Annotated in this window: 15 protein-coding genes; 7 read left to right on the top strand and 8 right to left on the bottom strand. The window is 29.1% G+C overall.

Annotation, left to right across the window (positions count from 1 at the left end; translation table 4 throughout):
- Nucleotides 1–41 precede the first annotated feature (41 nt).
- The 6 genes from ACMZI9_RS02320 to ACMZI9_RS02295 form a co-directional block, all read right to left on the bottom strand.
- Complete coding sequence (locus ACMZI9_RS02320; protein ID WP_416099206.1) at nucleotides 42–2,057, bottom strand: lipoprotein 17-related variable surface protein; 2,016 nt, start codon at nucleotides 2,055–2,057, stop codon at nucleotides 42–44.
- Nucleotides 2,058–2,256: 199 nt separating this feature from the next.
- Nucleotides 2,257–5,187 carry an AAA family ATPase gene (locus tag ACMZI9_RS02315; protein ID WP_323176707.1) on the bottom strand — a complete coding sequence of 977 codons (2,931 nt, stop codon included), beginning with the start codon at nucleotides 5,185–5,187 and terminating at the stop codon, nucleotides 2,257–2,259.
- On the bottom strand, nucleotides 5,187–5,867 hold the full coding sequence (gene rnc / locus ACMZI9_RS02310; RefSeq protein ID WP_416099205.1) for a ribonuclease III: 681 nt from the start codon (nucleotides 5,865–5,867) through the stop codon (nucleotides 5,187–5,189). Before rnc ends, ACMZI9_RS02315 begins: the two co-directional genes overlap by 1 nt.
- 1 nt (nucleotide 5,868) lies before the next feature.
- Nucleotides 5,869–6,888: a phosphate acyltransferase PlsX gene (gene plsX / locus ACMZI9_RS02305; RefSeq protein ID WP_416099204.1), complete on the bottom strand. Its 1,020-nt coding sequence runs from the start codon at nucleotides 6,886–6,888 to the stop codon at nucleotides 5,869–5,871.
- Entirely contained in the window at nucleotides 6,888–8,552 is a 1,665-nt protein-coding gene (locus tag ACMZI9_RS02300; protein WP_416099203.1) for a DAK2 domain-containing protein, read from the bottom strand. Before ACMZI9_RS02300 ends, plsX begins: the two co-directional genes overlap by 1 nt.
- Nucleotides 8,545–8,871: a hypothetical protein gene (locus tag ACMZI9_RS02295; protein WP_323176703.1), complete on the bottom strand. Its 327-nt coding sequence runs from the start codon at nucleotides 8,869–8,871 to the stop codon at nucleotides 8,545–8,547. Before ACMZI9_RS02295 ends, ACMZI9_RS02300 begins: the two co-directional genes overlap by 8 nt.
- A gap of 94 nt (nucleotides 8,872–8,965) precedes the next feature.
- On the opposite strand from ACMZI9_RS02295, the gene recO reads away from it, so the two are divergent.
- From recO to ACMZI9_RS02270, 5 genes are all read left to right on the top strand, one after another.
- Nucleotides 8,966–9,637, top strand: a complete 672-nt coding sequence (recO, locus tag ACMZI9_RS02290; protein WP_416099202.1) for a DNA repair protein RecO — start codon at nucleotides 8,966–8,968, stop codon at nucleotides 9,635–9,637.
- A gap of 28 nt (nucleotides 9,638–9,665) precedes the next feature.
- Nucleotides 9,666–10,808, top strand: a complete 1,143-nt coding sequence (locus tag ACMZI9_RS02285) for a DnaJ C-terminal domain-containing protein (RefSeq protein ID WP_416099201.1) — start codon at nucleotides 9,666–9,668, stop codon at nucleotides 10,806–10,808.
- 87 nt (nucleotides 10,809–10,895) lie between these two features.
- On the top strand, nucleotides 10,896–11,279 hold the full coding sequence (locus tag ACMZI9_RS02280) for an IMPACT family protein (protein WP_416099200.1): 384 nt from the start codon (nucleotides 10,896–10,898) through the stop codon (nucleotides 11,277–11,279).
- A gap of 3 nt (nucleotides 11,280–11,282) precedes the next feature.
- Complete coding sequence (locus tag ACMZI9_RS02275) at nucleotides 11,283–12,650, top strand: M17 family metallopeptidase (RefSeq protein ID WP_416099199.1); 1,368 nt, start codon at nucleotides 11,283–11,285, stop codon at nucleotides 12,648–12,650.
- An 80-nt stretch (nucleotides 12,651–12,730) separates the two neighbouring features.
- Nucleotides 12,731–14,110 carry a M17 family metallopeptidase gene (locus tag ACMZI9_RS02270; protein WP_416099198.1) on the top strand — a complete coding sequence of 460 codons (1,380 nt, stop codon included), beginning with the start codon at nucleotides 12,731–12,733 and terminating at the stop codon, nucleotides 14,108–14,110.
- A 770-nt stretch (nucleotides 14,111–14,880) separates the two neighbouring features.
- On the opposite strand, the gene ACMZI9_RS02265 is transcribed toward ACMZI9_RS02270, so the two are convergent.
- Nucleotides 14,881–15,441, bottom strand: a complete 561-nt coding sequence (locus ACMZI9_RS02265) for a hypothetical protein (RefSeq protein ID WP_416099197.1) — start codon at nucleotides 15,439–15,441, stop codon at nucleotides 14,881–14,883.
- On the bottom strand, nucleotides 15,441–16,820 hold the full coding sequence (locus ACMZI9_RS02260) for a putative cysteine peptidase (protein WP_416099196.1): 1,380 nt from the start codon (nucleotides 16,818–16,820) through the stop codon (nucleotides 15,441–15,443). The genes ACMZI9_RS02265 and ACMZI9_RS02260 overlap by 1 nt, the downstream gene beginning before the upstream one ends.
- 231 nt (nucleotides 16,821–17,051) lie before the next feature.
- Between ACMZI9_RS02260 and ACMZI9_RS02255 the strand changes: the two genes are divergently transcribed.
- Nucleotides 17,052–18,341: an MFS transporter gene (locus tag ACMZI9_RS02255; RefSeq protein WP_416099195.1), complete on the top strand. Its 1,290-nt coding sequence runs from the start codon at nucleotides 17,052–17,054 to the stop codon at nucleotides 18,339–18,341.
- 154 nt (nucleotides 18,342–18,495) lie between these two features.
- Nucleotides 18,496–19,014 (top strand): hypothetical protein, encoded by a 519-nt coding sequence (locus ACMZI9_RS02250; RefSeq protein ID WP_416099194.1) that lies wholly within the window; start codon nucleotides 18,496–18,498, stop codon nucleotides 19,012–19,014.
- The last annotated feature ends 38 nt before the right edge of the window (nucleotides 19,015–19,052 follow it).

The following is a 19,052-nucleotide window of genomic DNA, read 5'->3' as shown; positions in this document are numbered from 1 at the left end:
TTAGTAATTACTAAAGTGTCTATGTGCAAGTGAAATAAGTATTATTTGCCTTCTTTGATTTTAGTTCATTTAGCTACAAAATCAGGTATTGATTTGAATTCTGATAATTCAAAGAATGTTTTAGATGGAATGAAGTATTTGTAAACTTGATCAAGTTCTTTAATGTTTGTATCATAGAAACCATTTTTTGGTTTAACTTGATCTCTTCTAATAATGTGGAATGTAGTAGGAATTGCAAAATCTTCAGGATCAACAAATGCTTTAGCTTGCTCTAATGATAAGTTGTAAGCTGATCTAACAAATGCAAGTGTTGATAATAGAACGGTTGATGAAGCTTGAATTCCGAAGATATGTGTTTTAGAATCGTTGTTAAATGTCTCGTTGAAGAATACTGACTTACCATAATCAGCTTTAGAGTGATCAACTGCGATAATGTTTTCTCAAGAAACTGAAGAGTCAAGAATAATTGCTTTATTGTTATCTCCAAATAATGTTCTAATGTACTCGATTGATTCATCTTTTGAATAAACTGGGTGCATTTTATACATATAATTGTATTCAGATTCAGGATATTTAATTTTTATAGCATTGATGAAACTTATAATTTCTTCTCTATTTTCAGTAAGTTCTTTAATTCTTCATTTTCCATATAATGGATCAGTCTCAACTTTTGTTTCGTATTTTCTAAATAATGATGAACCCATAAATACTAAGTTCTTCTTAGATGAATCATAATGTTCTTTTCCGTGAATTACAAAGTCAAGAGCATTACGAACCTCTAATCTATTTAGTTTTTCATATTCAGTAATTGCTTTTTCCATTTCTAATTTATCATTTTTGAAAATTTGTGAATAATCAGTTGGGTAATCTTTAATTGATAATGATAAATTAGCCTTGTCTAAAGCTCTAAGTTGCTTGTTGAAATATTCAATGTATGAACCATCAAAGTTGTAAAGTTTAACTTTGTCAGTTAATTGGAAGTAGTATCTATAGTCAATTGTTTGTTTTTGAGTTCTTTGCATTTCTTCAAATGAAGCTGCGATTTCATCTTTTGAAAGATTGTTTGAAGTTCTGTTAGCTCAACTTTGATATGAAGCCTCAACAAATTTATAAGGTTGTGCATTTCCATCTGATAAAAGTACTATTTTATTAGCGTGTTCTAGAACGTAATTTCTAACTTCTGCTGGTAATGATGGGAATGAAATGTCCGGAATGTAGAAGTCGAATTTATTTACACCTGCATCTTTATATGGTTTTAGGTAAGTTAATAATTCATTTAATGTTCTCGGAAATACGTCGTATTTTTTGTTAGCATTATCGTTTAATGATGGATTCATATCTTTTAATTGTGATGCAACCATTAATTTACCATTACCAATGTTGTATTGACCTGGTGTTTGTAAAACGTCTCCATATTTTTGCAATAAATAGTCAAAATTAAATCTTTGGGTTCCTGTGTTTGACTTATCATAAACTGAATTGTCTATTAAAAATAGTACATCATTAAGTGAATCTTGATTTCTATTTTTGTAGTTTAATTCACCTAACATTAACATAAATGCAGAGTTGAAATATTGAGCTGCATTTCTAGACATAAACACAGTTGGAACTGAGTTTTCAGCTGAATCAACAATCTCGTTGAAGAATTGTTGATATCTTGGATTAAGTGGCTGAGCTTTAATATTTTTAAGAAAACCTTTAATTAAAATTTCTTTTGAATATGTAAGTTTACTATCTTCTTTTGATTCAAGTAAAACAGTGATTTTTAATGTTCCTTTATCATCGTCAGTTTGTGAAACTGAAATAGTTTTATAAATTACAAGCTCATCTGTTGATGGATTAATAGTTACATATTGACTGAGATTTTCTGTGTTTATAACAGATGGTTTTACATAACTATTAACAACATTATATGTAACATTAACCTTTGCTAATGGATTTTTTGTATAGCTTGGTGCTGCTGCACAACCTGCGCTGGTTGCAACAAGAGCAGTTAAAGGTGCGCTTGATAATATAAATAAATTTTTTAAATTTTTTATTAATCTTTTTTGTTTCATAATTAAATAATACAACTTTTAAAGTAATATGTCAAGTTTCGCGTTTCACGGAAACCATAGTCAGCAAGTCCTAAAAGCAAAAAAAAAAAAAAAATAGGGTCATAAAAGTGCAAAATTTCGTTATTTTGCTTATTTTTTAGAAATTTAGATAAACAAAAAACTACCACAATTTCTTGTGATAGTCAACTATCAAATTGAATTAGTTAGCTTCTTCAGTAATGTATTTTTCAACATCTTTTAAGTGAATACTGAAGAAACTTGTAATTCCACGTGTTTGCATTGTTGCAGCAAATAATGAGTCAACTCTTTGCATTGTTCCTGTTCTGTGTGTGATAACAATGAATTGAGTTTGTTTCTTAAGTTCTTGTAAGTATTCTGCATATCTAACAACGTTAGCTTCATCAAGCGCAGCTTCGACCTCATCAAGAATACATAATGGAAGAGGTCTAGCTCTTAAGATGGCGAATAATAATGAGATAGCAATAAGCGCTTTTTCTCCTCCTGAGAATAATTTAAGGTTTTTAACACTTTTTCCAGGAGGTTGAGCAAAGATGCTGATTCCTGATTCTAAAATATTATTAGGTTCAACGAATCTAACTTCAGCAGCTCCTCCACCGAACATAGATTTGAATACGTTGTTGAATTCTTGGTTAACATCGTGAACAACATTTGTAAGTCTTGTAACAATGATTTTGTCAAGTTCAGCGATAGCTTGGTATAAAGTGTCTCTTGTTTGAACTAATTCATCTCTGTTAGCTACTAATGTGTCATATCTGTTTTCAACTTCTTCAAGTTGTTCGATAGATTCTAAGTTAACATTTCCAAGTTCAGCAATTTGTTGTCTTAATTCTTCAACAAATTCTTTTGCTTTTTCATAAGAAATTTCTAAAACAAAGTTTTGATCAGCGTATTCAACTGTCATATGGTAAACGTTAGCTAATCTGTTTGTATATTCAGTGAAAATCTTGAATGATTCAGATTTGTTAATCATTTTGCTGCTGTAACCTTTGTTTAAGGCATTTTGAGAATCTTGAGCATCTGATAATTTAGTGTTGTAAAGTGATAATGCTTCATCTCAAGATTGATATAAGTTTTTAGCAACAGCAAGCTCATTTTTAACAACGATAAGTTTTGCTTGTAATTTGTTTCTTTCAATAACTGTTTCAGAGTTTTCGAAATCATCAAGTGATAATGAAGAAGCATCAACTTTTCCTTTTAAGTTTGTAACTTCTTCACGTTTTTGTTTGATTGAGTTTTCTAAGTTGTGAATTTCTAATTCAGTACTTCTGCTCTTTTGAATTAATTGGTTACGTCTAAATGATAATTGTTCGATTTGTTGTTCATTTTTCTTAATCATTGGTTCAATACCAGCGATTTTGTTTTCAAGGTTAGCAATTTTTTCATCAATACCTAAGACGTTATCACTTTCTTGAGCAGTTCCCCCAACGATAACCCCTCCAACACGGATGATGTCACCATCAAGAGTTACAATCATATATTTTTTCTCAAGAAGGTTTGAAATTGCATTAGCTGATTTAATATCATCAACTACTACAACGTTCCCTAATAAGAATTTAACTAAAACTGAATATTGTGGATCTGCATCAACTAAATCTGAAGCAAGAGCAACAAATCCAGGGTGTCCTGTAACTGCTAATAAATAGTCATCACGAACAAATTTTTCTTGGATAGATGTAAGAGGAATAAATGTTGCTCTACCACCATTGTTTTGTTTAAGGAATTCAACTGCTTTAACAGCTGTGTTTGGAATATCAACAACAATGTGTTGTGCAGCGTGAGTTAAAACAGTTTCAATAGCTGTGATGTATTCTGGTTTAACTTTAATTAAATCTCTAACAAGTCCTTTAACACCTTTGAAAGACATTTTGTTTTCCATAATTGTTTTAGGACCTTTGAAAAGGTTTAATTTAGATTCTTTAGTTCTGTATAAAGATTGTAAAGTCGTTTTTGCAGAAATTAAGTTGTCTCTGTGGTTTTGGTTAGCGATTCTTAAATTGTTTACTAAGTTTGTATCTTCTTCAATTTGTTTTCTAGTTTCTTCAAATTGAGCTTTAAGTTCACCATAAGTATGTGTGTTGTAAAGTAATTCAGCTTCAAGTCTTTTAATTGCACTTGCATATGATTTGATAGCTTCATCATTATCAACTGTTACTTGTCCACTTGTGATTAAGTTAATTTTTGCAAATTGTTGATCAATTGTTGAGTTTAATGAGTTTAATCTTGAAGCCATACCATTGTATGTTCCTTCAAGCTCATCAACTTGTTGTCTTGCTTTTTCTTTTTCAACTTTTGCGTTTTTAATTTCGATTTGTAAACTAGCAATTTCTTCTTTGTATTTTTGCATTGTTTCGTCTACACCACGAAGTTCTTCGTCTAATTCTTCGTAAATTCTTTTATTTTCTTTTATTCCTTTAGCTAAGAATGGGATTTCAACTTTTTTAAGAGCTTCTGCTTTATCTCTGTAGATTAAAGCTTTTTCAGCTTGTTTTCTTAATGGTCCAAGTTGTTTTTCAAGCTCTGAAATTCTAGGCTCAAGTTGATTCATTGAATCTTCAGCACTTTTAAGCATTCTTTCTGATTCAGTTTTCTTGAATTTGAATTTAGAAACTCCAGCAGCTTCTTCGAAAATTCCACGTCTATCTTCGTCAGATGCTTCAGCGATGTCTGAAACAGTCCCTTGAGAAATAATAGCTAATGAGCTTTTCCCAATACCTGTTTCCATTGCAATACTTTTAATATCTTTGTATCTGCAAGGTTGCCCATTCATATAGTAGTTGTTTACACCTTTACCACGTTGTAATTCACGTGTGATTGTTACAACTTCATCAGGAATTGAGTTATTTGAGTTTTTGTTATCAAAAGTTAATGTAACTCTTGCAAAGTCCATTGGTTTAGCTGTTTTAGAACCAGCAAAGATAACATCTTGCATTGAGTCTCCACGAAGTTCTTTAGAACTTTGTTCCCCTAAAACTCATTTAATAGCATCGTTGATGTTACTTTTACCAGAACCGTTTGGTCCGATAATACCAGCAACACCTCCATCGAAACGTAAGATTACAGGTTCAGCAAATGATTTAAAACCATGTGCTTCGATTTTTACTAATTTCATTATTGCACCTCAATTTTATCTTTAAGCTTTTGTAGTGCATCAATAGCAGCATTAGTTTCAGCTTCTTTTTTGCTTAAACCAACACCTTCACCATAAATAACACCATCGTGTTTAGCTTTTGCTAAAAAACGTTTATCACTGAGTTGATCAGTTTGATATGTGATACTTTCCTTTGTTATACTTTGAAAGTATTCTTGTAGTTGTCCTTTAGGATCTTTATTTTCGTCATTGTGTACCGAGTCAATGATAGGAGATATATGTTTGATTATGAATTGTGAAGCTTTTTCAAATCCTTGATCTAAAAATATAGCTGCTATCATTGCTTCGAACACGTCTGCTTGAACTTTTGGTGAATTAATCACTGATTCACGCATTTTTCCAGGTCCTGTTCTTAAGATTTTTAAAAGACCTAATTCATTAGATATTTTAGCAAGCGCTTCCGTTCTAACTGCAGTTGATCTTAATCTTGTTGCGTGACCTTGTGATAATTCAGGATACTTTCTGAATATGTAGTTTGAACTAACAAATTGCAGAAGTGAGTCTCCTAAAAATTCAAGTCTTTCATAGTTGTCATCTTTATCTCTATTAAAAGATGAATGTGTAATTGCTAATAGATAATAGTCTGTTCTAATTGGTTGAATATTATTTATTTGAAAAAAGCTTTTAAGTGAATTAACCATATTATTCTTCACTTTCTAAATTATCAACTTTAATTGAATCTGATAATGTTTGTAATTTTTCTAGTAAGTTATTTTCAAGAGCTTCTTGAATCGATAATAATGCATTGTAGTAAGCTTTTGCGTCAGATGAACCGTGAGCTTTAATTGCTAGTCCATTAACACCAAGTACTCAAGCAGAACCAACTGAACGATAGTCAAGTGACTTACCAACATTTTTAAATGCGCCTTTTAAAAGTAAATAACCAATTTTGTATTTTAATTTAGTTAATATTTGACCTTTAAGTGCTTTTGAAAATGCACCAATTGCTCCTTCATAACTTTTAAGCATTGTGTTACCTGCATAACCATCTACAACAGCTACATCAATGTTTCCATTAAATAATTCTCTTGATTCAATAAAACCAACATAGTTAACATCATTTAATGTTTTCAAATATTCGTGAGCTTGTTTAGTTGATGTAAGACCTTTGTAATCTTCAGTTCCAATGTTAATAAGTGAAACTCTAGGTTCTGCTACTTTAAACATTGTTTTATAGAACAATGAAGCAAGCATAGCTCATTCAACTAAATATTGTGCTTTTGTTTCTAAGTTAGCACCTACATCTAAAAATAGCAATTTGCTACCTAAAATAGATGTAGCAACTGGCATAAATGCTGGTCTAGAAATGTTTTGTAATCTTTTTAATTTAAGTGTTAATGTTGAGATATAAACTCCACTATCTCCACTTGATAAAACTGCATTAGCTTCATTGTTTATAACTTTACTAATTGCAAGATTCATTGATGTATCTTCGTTCATTGATTTTCTAATGTTCTTAGGTTCACTAGGAACATTTTTGTTTTCAATAAGTAAGATATTTTCAGGAAGTTTTGTTTTATCAATATTTGAAATATCACCAATTAGTTGAATTTGTGTATCAGGGAATTGAAGAGCAAATTTGCTAGCAGATTCAACTGCTGCACTTGGACCATTATCATTTCCATTTATGTCAAAAGCAATTTTGAATTTATAGTCTTTCATTATTCAACTCCAATGATGAATTGATATGTAGGTTGATTACCTTCAATAATTTCAACTTCAATATCATAGTTTGATTCAATGAAGTTAAGGATTTCTTCAGCTTCATCAAGTGAGCTTTCGTCACCGTAGTAAATTGTGACTAATTCTTTGTCTTCTGTAATTGCTTTTTTAACTATTTTTTTAGCAGCATCTAAAAGTTTTGATGAACTTGCAGTGATTTTTCCATTGATGATAGATAAATAATCACCATCTTTGATTTGAACACCATTTAATTTTGTGTTTCTAATTGCTTTTGTAATTTCACCAGTAGTTACATTAGCAATTGCCTCATTCATCATTTCAACGTTCTCTTCAACTGAAGATTCGTGATTGAAATTAAGCATAGCTGTTATTCCTTGGATTTGTGTTTTTGTAGGAATAATAATAACGTTTTTGTCTTGGATAACTTGCGCTACTTGTTGTGCAACAAGTATGATGTTTGAATTGTTTGTAAGAATAAATACTGAATCTGAATTTACATTATTAACTGCATTTATCAAGTCTTGAGCTGATGGGTTCTGTGTTTGTCCACTTTCGACAACAAAGTCACAACCTAAATCTTTCATTCTTGCGACTATACCTGAACCTAAGTTGCATGAGATAATTCCACAAGGTGTTCTACTTTCTTCACTATGTTGTAATTGTGACTCTTTAAGTTTTTCGGCATTAGCTTTTGAATAGTTAGCTTGAAGTGTCATATTTTCTGATTTGATTTTAATAAATTCACCATATTGTTGAGCAAAGTTTAACATAACACCAGGTTTAACTGTGTGTCCGTGAACTTTAAGGATATTGTCGTCAGAAACAACAACAAGTGAGTTAGCCAATTTTTCAAGTTTTGCAACAAAGTTTGCTTTCTTGAATTTAGTTGGTTCAGTTAAATCGATAAGAACTTCTGTACAGTAACCAAATTCTCCTTCATAAACTTCGCTATCACCAATAAAGTTTGTAACTTCATCTGAATTATCTTTAAGTTCAACTGGTCTATCGTGAAGAGCTTCATTCATTCCTCAGAAAATTGTGTAAAGACCTTCACCACCACTATCGGTAACTCCAACTTCTCTTAAGTTCTTAAGTTTGTTAGGTGTTTCATCACAACTTTTCCGTGCAAACGCAACAACTTCTTCAAAGAATACTGAATAGTGAATGTCTTTGCCATCGAATTCTTTTTTAAGATTTTCGGTTGTTTCTCTAATAACTGTAAGAATTGTTCCCTCAACAGGTTTAAAAACTGATTTGTAAGCAATTTCAGTCGCTTTCTCAAAAGCTTGGATTAAATCTTGAGTATTTAATTCAACTTTACCATCTGTACCTAAAGCAAATCCTTTGAAAATTTGTGAAAGGATAACACCAGAGTTTCCTCTAGCTTCATAAATCATATTTGTTGAAACTTTTTTAGTAATAGCATATACTGGTTCATTTTGAGCTTTTTCTAAATCAGGTATAGCAGCCGCTATTGTTGAAGACATATTTGTTCCAGTATCTCCATCAGGGACAGGAAACACATTTAACGCATCGATTTTGTTTTTTGCATTAACTAATGCTTTAGCTCCTGATAAAAATGCTTTAGCTAACTCGGAACCATTCAGGATATTTCTTTTATCTACTTTCTTACTTTTACTCATTGGTTACTCCCTTGACAATGATAATTAGTTTATTGAATTTAAATTTCTTAGCCTTTAATTTCATTTCCATAATTTTGTAAATTTGTGAAATGATGAATTTAATTGGTGTCCCATCAAAAACAGTAATTGCTGCCTTAATTTCAACACGTGAATTTTCAGTTAATAAAACCTCAATGTTTTCAAAATATTCTTCAGGATTTAATCTGACAATTGTGCCAGGTTCACAATTGATATCTAAAGTTGGTTCGTGTAAGAATCTTACGCCTGGAACTTTAGAAATTGAATCAATGAACATTTGTTTAATTTGCAATGTATCCATCCAAAACCTCCGTGTTTGATAAAGTATATATATTTTACCTTAATTTATTTTTATAAATATATAATATTTATACACTCTAATAAGCGGTGAAATTATGGCTGAAACAATCAAAAACGCAATAGTTTTAAACTTACACGAAATATCAGACAATGAGCATATTGTCAGTTTTTTCACTGCTTTTGGGAGATTAGATTTAGTTGCTAGAGGTCTAAATAATGTACATTCAAAAAATAGAAGTAACTTAATAGTTGGTTCAATTGTTGAAATTGAATATTTTGCTTCAAGAACACAAAATAAGTATGGAAGATTAAAAAAATCAAGCACAATAAAATTACTTGATGTTACTAATTTAAATAATATTAAGCTATTTAATAGTTTGAACTTTTTATTCCAGAATATAAGAACTAGAAATCATTTATTTGCTGAATACAATAGACATTTTGATAGTTTTAATAATGTACCTTGAACTAAAGTTTCGACATACTTTTATGCACACTCATTACTATACTTTGGTATTGATTTATCATTTAATTCTTGCAAAAGATGTGGAAGAATTAACGACTTTATTTCTTTTGATTTTAATTTAGGTTTTATTTGTCAAAATCACGATATTACCCAAAGACTTAATGTTTCAGTTTTACAAGCTATATGATATTCATTTCACGACTTTTACGCCTATGTCAATGATGTAAACAGTGAAATTAACAAGCTTATTTTTATTGAATATAAGAAGCAAATAATTAATCATTTAAATATTAGCAAATAACTGAGTTTTATGCTAAAATAATAAAACTATGGGTAAAAGAGATTATTATGAAATTTTAGGTGTTTCAAAAACAGCTACTGAACAAGAAATTAAAACAGCTTACAGAAGTTTAGCTAAAAAATATCACCCAGATAAATTGAAAGATGGAACTTCTGATGAAAAAATGAAAGAATTAAATGAAGCTTATTCAATTCTTTCAGACCCTGAGAAAAGAAAAGTTTATGACCAATACGGACACGATGCCGCTAATGGAAGAGCAGGAGCAAACCCAGGAGGTGGAAACTACTATGGTGGTGGATTCGGTGGTGCACAAGGCTTTTCTGAAGATTTTCAAGATATTTTTGAAAACATTTTCGGTGGATTTGGAGGAAGAAGACAAAGAAGTTCACAAGGTTCATACCAACAAAGAGGGGATGATTATAGAACTAATATAAACATTTCATTTATGGATGCTCTTAAAGGAAAAACAATTAAAGAGAAATTAGATAAATGAGAAATGTGTATGTTCTGTACAGGGACTGGAGCAGAAAATCCAAATGATTTACAAACATGTAGTTCATGTAATGGAGTAGGACACAAAAGAAGAGTTGTTAATAGTTTCTTTGGTCAACAAGTTCAACAGGTTGTTTGTGAAACATGTCATGGAAAAGGTAAAGTTACTGTTTCAAAATGTAAAAAGTGTCGTGGTGAAGGTTACTCAGCTATCCAAAAAACTGTTTCTATTAAAATAGAGGAAGGGACAGTTTCAGGAACAAGATTAAAAGTTGCTGGATATGGTGGTTTAGGTAAAAATGGTGGAACACCGGGAGACTTATACATTACAGTTAATGTGCTACCTCATAAATATTATGAAAGAGATGGAATGGATATTGAAATGGACTTTCCAGTTTCATTCATTGATATTATGTTAGAAAACACAGTTGACGTCCCAACTCCTTGAGGGAATGTAAAAATTAAAATGAAGAAAACCTACACAAACTCAAAAGTGATTAAGGTTCCTAAAAAAGGAGTTCACTTCAGAGGTATGGAAGGTGATTTAAGATTACATTTAGAAGTTATTATTCCTGATTTAGATAGAAAAAATAAAAAAGAAGTTTTAGCTGCATTACAAAATGTAAGTGATTCATCAAATCAAGATTTTGTTCAAGCAGTTGAAAAAGCTAACAAATAATTTTTTTACCTAACTCTAGTAGTTAGGTTTTAATTTAACAATTAATTTTAGTTAGTTTATTAAATTAAATTATAATTAATTTAATTTATGTATAAGAACGAGTTAATTATCAAGAAATCAGAATTTATTGGTTATTTATATCCAGTTTCTTCAAAAGAAGAAGTTAACCAAATTCTAAAGGATCTTAAAGAACAATATAAAGATGCAAGACATATTTGTTATGCATATTTATCAAATTCAAATGGTGCTGAAACAGGTGGATTTTCAGATGATAAAGAACCTAGTGGAACAGCTGGTAAGCCTATGTTTGAATTAATTAGACTAACAAAAGCGCAAAATGTTTTAGTTGCAGTTGTTAGATATTTTGGTGGAACAAAATTAGGAGCTGGACCACTTAAAAAAGCTTACAGGCAATCAGCTTCAACAGTAATTAACTTATATTTAAAAGATAATCAAGGTAAGGAGAAATAAAAAATGATTAAAGTAATTAAAGAACTTAAAAAAGATTTTTTAGTTTTAAAAGCGGCTTATGAAAATAAAGATTTTCCTTCTTATGTAGCTACTAAAAATGGAAAAATTACAGACAACTTAAGTGAAAATGTTTCATACATTTACATTGATAAAAAACATCAATCATTTGATGAATTAGCAGCTTTATTTGAGAATTTAGCAACTTCAGTTAATAGGGATTATCAAGTTGATGTTGAATCATTTGTTTTAAATAATGATGTTTTAAAAACATTCAGAATTATTTACTCAAAATTATTATTTGGACAAGTGAAATTATTCAAAAAATCAATTGAAGAAGATAAAGAAAAATTCAAAAACATCTATGTGTATGTGAGAAACGAAAATGTTTCAACAAAATTAGTTAAGAAAATTGAAGTAGTTGCAAAAGCAATTAATGATGTTAGAAATCTTCAAATTAAACCAGAAAACTTCTTAAACTCAGAAATGTTAGCTAGTGAGATTACAAATGATTTTTCAGGAATTGAAGGTCTTGAATTAACAGTTTTAACTAAAAAAGAAATTGAACAATTAAATATGGGTCTTTTATTATCTGTTAATAAAGGAAGCGTTCATGAACCAAGAGTTGTAGTTGTATCTTATAAAGGAAACAAAAAATCAAAAGAACATATTTCTATTGTCGGAAAAGGTATCACATTTGACACTGGTGGAGTTAATACAAAAGGATATCATATGGAAGGTATGAAATATGATATGTCTGGTTCAGTAATTGCAGCTTATGCAGTTAAAGCTTTAGCTCAATTAAAAGCCAATGTTAATGTTTCTGCTGTTATGTGTATTACAGATAACAGAATTAACAATGATGCTTCATTACCAGAAAACGTTTACCAATCTATGTCAGGTAAATGAGTTGAAGTAGTTGACACAGATGCTGAAGGAAGATTAGTTTTAGCTGATGGAATTTTTTATGCAGCTGACAAATTAAAACCGACAACAATCATTGATGTTGCAACATTAACAGGTTCAATGTTAACTGCATTAGGAAATACTTTCACAGGAATCTGATCAACAAATGATTCAAAATGAGATGACTTTTTAGCAGCTTCTAAAGAAGCGAACGAAAAAGTTTGAAGAATGCCTTTACACGAAGATTATAATAAAGGTAACAAGAGCTCAAAAGTTGCTGATTTAGCTAACTGAAGTTCAAAAGTTAGACCTGATTCATCACAAGCAGCAATGTTCTTAAAAGAATTCACTAAAGATATTGATTTCATTCACTGTGATGTTGCTGGTACTGCAGATGTTCAAGGTGAACCACAAGGTGCATTAGTCGCAACATTAGTTGAATATGCATTATTAAACGAAAATAAGTAATATAATTTACTTACTTATTTAGAAACTTTAATATTTATAAAATATTAAATAACTCACTTATATTTGTATGAAAGGAAATTATGATTAAAACAGTTGATAAAGTTAGAAATAACTCAATGCTTTTAAAAGCAGTTTATAAAAATGATGAAAACTTACCATCAACATTAATTCAAAAAAATAATGTTGTAACAGAATACTTTGATAAAAATGAAGCTCTTGTATTTATGGGAGAAAAAGATAAATTATCTTTTGATTCAGTAGCTAAATTTGCAAAAGGATTCTTTACAAATCAAGGTAGAGATGTTCAAGTTGATTTAGATTCATTTGTAACAGAAAGAGTTACATTAGCACAAGTTGTTAAAGCTTTTGTTGAAGCTTACAACTATGTAAATGCTGATTTATATTCAGCTAAAACAACTAAAAAACATGAAAAATTTGCAATTTCTTTATTATCAGTTAAAGATGAAAATGAATATGCAGATGCATTAAAACAAGCAGTTGTATTATCAGAAGCTGTTAACTTCGCAAGAAACTTACAAGTGACACCACCAAACATTTGTAACTCAGAATGATTAGCAGAAGTTGTTAGAAAAGACTTAGAACAATACTCAAACTTAAAAGTTACAGTTCTTAACAAAAAACAAATTGAAGAGCAAAAAATGGGACTTTTACTTTCAGTTAACCGTGGAAGTATGTTTGAACCAAGAGTTGTTGTTATTGAATACAACGGGAACCCTGAATCAAACGAAAAAACAGTTTATGTAGGTAAAGGAATTACATTTGACTCAGGTGGATACAACATTAAAACAGGTAGAAACATGTTAGGTATGAAATTTGACATGTCAGGTTCTGTGTTTGTTGCTTCAGCTCTTAAAGCTATTGCTCAATTAAAACCAAAAACAAATGTTGCTGCAATTATGTGTATTACAGACAACAGAGTTAATGGGGATGCTTCATTACCTGATTCAGTTTGAACATCAATGAATGGTAAAACAGTTGAAATTAACAACACAGATGCTGAAGGTAGATTAGTTATGGCTGATGGATTAACATACGCTGTAAGAAACTTAAAAGCTACAAGATTAGTTGATGTTGCTACATTAACAGGTGCTATTTTAGTAGCATTAGGACAAACATACACAGGTGCATGAGCTACTACAGATGCTGCTTGAGAAGAATTATTAAAGGCTGCTAAAGAGCAAAATGAATTAGTATGAAGAATGCCTCTTGATGAAGCTTTTGCTAAAGAAATTAGAAACTCAGTAGTTGCCGACCTTAAGAACACTGACTTAAGCGGTATTGGTGGAGGTTCATCATCAGCTGCTATGTTCTTAAAAGAATTCACAGAAGATGTTGAATACATTCACTTAGATGTTGCAGGAACAGCAGATATCGCTTCAAGACCTACAGGTGTAATGGTAAAAACATTAACACAATTAGCTCTTGATTCATCTAAATAATAAAACCTCAAAAAAGTTATATAAAAATACAAATATCACTTGCTAACTAGGATGTTTGTATTTTTTGTACTAATTTTTAAGATTGAAAAATATATTATTTTACTTAATTCAATAAGTAAAAGATTTATCAGTGCTCTTATTTTGTTTACTTGCTAAATATAACTTTTTGCCATCTTGAAATACTAAAATGCAAATGAAGAATAAAATTACTAGTGATAATATTGTGCAAGTAGTAAAACTAATTAGAGGTATAGAAATATAAATTCTCTTTGGATATCCGACAGAAATGAATATAAATTGAAAAACTATACCTGTTATAAAAATTGGAACAAGAATGATATATGTGCATATAAATGGAATAAATTTCATTTTATATGCAAATGAATATTCAATCTTTATATTTTCACACAAGAATGGAAATAAACTCGTAAATCAACTATTTTTATTAACTCTTCTTAAGTATATAACATTATGTATTATTAAAAATATACAGATAAAATATGTGATGATATAGTGTGCTGCAAAAATTAGGTAAGCACCGTCTCCAATGCATTTAGGAATATAATCAGGTACTTCTATTGCAAGACCTGGTATATTTGACAATCTTACAGAAGATAAATCTACAGCATAAATCGGTAAGGCTATAACAAGAGAAAAAAAGAAAATTAAATATGCACTTAAAGTTGAAAATTTTAACCAGTTTTTTCTTAACATGATTTTATTAAACCTTCTTTCTTTAGAGTTTGATTATTAATTAATAGAACTCATACTTATTTAGTAGTTGTTTCTTTATTTGTTAAATATAATTTTCTACCATCTTGAAAAACTAAAATGCAAATGAATATGAAAATTACTAGTGATAATATTATGTAAGCAACTGAAGCGATGAGAGGCATAGAAATATATGCGTTAAGTCCAAAGGAATTGAATATAAATTGAAAAACTAAACCAGTTATAAGAATTGGAACAACAATGATATATGTGAATATAAATGCAATAAATTTCATTTTATATGCAAATGAATATTGAATCTTTATATTTTCACACAAGAAAGGGAAGAAACTTGTGAATCAACTATTCTTGTTAACTTTTCTTAAGTATATAACATTATGTATTATTATAAATATACAGATAAAATATGTGAAGAGATAGTCACCTGCGAAAAACAGATAAGCGCCATCAGAATAAGTTTTATGTATTCCTTCTGGTAAATGTGGCAAACTAGTTTTATATAAATCTACAGCATAAATAGGTAAAGCAACCACAAGAGAAAATAAGAAAATTAAATATGCACTTAAAGTTGAAAATTTTAATCAGTTTTTTCTTAACATTATTTTAAGGGTTCTTTCTTTAGAATAAAATTATTAATTTCTTCACCAGTATATAATTTATCTTTATATTTAAACAGTCTTGGTTGTTTTCTAGCATTTTTTGGTTTTAAACTTCCTATAGTGAAATAGTATGAACCTCAAGCACCATTATAGTATGAGTATAAAATTGTATTTCTTTTTTCTTGTCCTCAACACATAGAACCTAAAAACATATCTGAATTATCATCATAACCGTACATTAAATATGCATGATTATGTCAACCATTGGAATAGAAAGGTGCTGCACCTAATATAACAGGCATACCCTTTTTAACATTCTCTCAAGCTTTATAGTATCCACCAAACTTTCCATAATTGTCTCATGAGCTTTTTTCGTTTTTATTAAATCTGTCAAACGCAAGTCGATAGTAATTAGGTGTCATTAAATTTATTTGTTTATCAGCAAGTTGATATAAATGGTAGGTTAAAGATTTTTTATAGTCTTTATATTGAACATTATTTTCGTGATAATAAGAGTATTTATATTTAAACACTGGAGAAGTGTGCTCTCAATGTCTGATATTATTTTGAGGAGCTTCTTTGATAAATTTGTCATACTGATCCTGTGTAAAAACAGTTCCATCTACAAATAAATGATTGTAAAGTAGCAATTGACTAAGCGCAACATATTCACATAAACCTGCTTTATCATCATTAGTCACTCCATCAGCGAATAAATCTACGTATCCAGCAGATTCATAATTATTCCTTGTTGCAAATCATCATGCATAGGGCACTGTTGAACTTACATTAAAATGTCCATCGTAATTATAGTTAGTTCTATTTAAATCTAAGTCGACTCAAGGCTTTCTTGGTTTAAATTTAGAGTATTTAATTTCTTTTTCACGTTTTAATATTTGATTTTGTTTAAATTCCTCTACTTTATGTAGTTCATCTGGTGTGTATATACTTAATAAATCACTTTTTGAGATTTTCTTATCACTATATATACTCTCGTATGTGTCTTCCTCCTTTTGTATAAGTAACCCAAATCAACGATCATATATTATTTCTGAATTTAATAATTCATCTTTTATTGCTTCATAATGAATTTCGTTTGATGTATAAGTATTTGCATTTATAACTGAAAACATTTCATCTGTAGCAATAAGTAAAAAGTTATTATTTTGAATGTCTTTTATTTCCTTAACAATTTTAAATTTTTGAGTTTTACCGCTTAATCTAGATAAACGTGCAATTTCAGAATCTACTAAAAATTGCTTCATTTCATTTTCATCTTTTTGTTTTGGATGAACATTATTATTTATAGATACCGAAACAGTTGGTAGTGCTATAACTCCTGCAGTGAAGATGCTTAAAATTAATTTTGTATTTTTCATAATAGATCCTCTTACTTTTATTATATTCTTTTTAAGTAAAATAAAATAAATTGTTGAAAAATATTTAACTTATTTTTGATGCTTACTATAGAAATGCAACTAAAATGGTTTTGGTTTTTATTTAGCTTTTTTGAGCTTAAATTTCTTTGAATATCAGATATAAGATTCATTTTTCATCTCGAATGCATAAATGAATGTATAATTAAATACCATACATTAATGAGGGGTATTATGTCGCTATTTAGAAGCTTGAATGCTAACTTATCAAAATATATAAGTAGTATTTCATTATCATCAATCGGGTCAGAAGCATTTAAATTAGCTTCTAGTTTATATATTTACAAAATAACTGGAGATTTCTGATTAGTTACATTGTTGTATTTATTAGTACAATTACCATCGTTAATCATTTATGCAATCTCATCAAAACTTGTTAAGTTGCTACCTGATAGAGTTGCTCTTCTTATTTGTGATATTGCTAGTTCAATATTGTTGATAATACCTTTAGGTACTTATTTTGGCTTTATCAATAATTTATCTACACATACGTTTTCAATTATTTTAATTGTGACAAGTACACTTTTAGGAACTGTCCATTCCTATAGATTTATACACCTTAAGAATATTCTTTACTTTTTAGCAAAAGATAAAAATGAGTTAAATAAATTTAACATCGGCAACTCTTTTGCCATATCAATTGGATTAGTTTTATCACCAATATTGTCACTCTTACTTTATAAGTATTTACCTTTTTATTCTTTAGTTATTTTTAATATGCTAACTTACATATTATCTGGTTTACTTTATTGAAGTTTAAAAACTGAATCAGAAATGACTGTTTTTGTCGATAAAGCAAAAGCAAATTATAAATCACATAAGATTTTAAGTTATAAATTTAAGTTATTTTCATGAATATTCATATTATCTTCATCCTTAGTAATTGGAATATTCTTATTTCCTAAACAATCAGGAGTTATTCAATTTTTCAAATGAGTTGGTGATTATAAATATGAGGATTGAAGTTTCTATTTCACAATTGTTTTAGCTCTATTAAGTCTAGCTGGTGTAATTGTTGTTTTCTTATTAAATAAATACAAAGTAAAAATTGATCTTAGATGAATAATTTTTGGAATGATTGCATTGAGTATCATTTGAATGTCATTATCATTCATTTCAAATAAACAGTTTATTTTAATTAGTTACTTTTCAATTAATGCACTACAACAATTGGTGTTTAGCATGTTCTTACCAGGATTTTATAGCAAGTCATATCAATTATTTGAAAAAGATAAGTTCCATTTACAAAATGGGTTATCGATAGTGCTCAGAATTATAATGTCTTCATTATTAATAATTGGACTTACAGCGATTAATGATTTAGTTGGATACTCATGAACTTACATTGCATATTCAGTAACAGTTATAGTTTGTGGAGTAATTGCTATAGTTTCGTATACCAGAATTAATAAGTTGTATAAGCTCCCTGCTATTAAGAAACTTGATAATTTATGAGTTTTATAGATTTACATACTGTAATTATCAAAAAATACATGAACAGCAATAGCTGTTTTTTTGTTTCATTAAGTATTTTCAATATAAATGTCATTTGTAAAATTTGCATATTGCATTTATGCAAAAATTCTTTTTTCTTATAATTGCAAGAAAGGGGGATAGCATGAAAGACAGAAGCAGACAAAAGTTAGTTGATTTGTTTAATGAGTTGAAAAATAATAAAAAAGAATTCTTATCATCTCATGTTCTAATGAGTGAAAATAACTTCGAAGATGAATTCAAACAAATTTTAATATCACATGGAATAATAGAAATTCCTGGACAATCAGCAACTAATCAAAAGAGATTCTTCGCTTCTTTAAAAGGGTATGAAGACCAAATGAGTGAAACTGAAATAAAAGAAAAATGAAATAGTTTAAGAAATGAGATTCAATCAAAGGATAGAATTGAGTTAGTCGAAAATAAATTTACTAAACTAAACAAAATTTTTATAAAACAACCATTTGGTTCTCAAAATTATCCAGATTTTATCATTTTCACAGAAAAAAATGTATTTCCAATAGAAATAAAAAGCTCTTCAGGAAAGAAAATAAGTTCAAAATTACCAAAATGAAATTCCAATTTGCCTAAAGGACCTGATATATATATATATAATCATGAGTTAAAAAGTGTTAAGAAATAAAGTCTATCAATGTCTTTTTAGAATTTGATACTACACAT

Source organism: Mycoplasma sp. 4079 (assembly GCF_047785185.1).
Lineage (GTDB): Bacteria > Bacillota_I > Bacilli_A > Mycoplasmatales > Metamycoplasmataceae > Mycoplasmopsis.
Note: the sequence above shows the minus strand (reverse complement) of the source record. Positions and strands in the feature narration are given on the sequence as shown.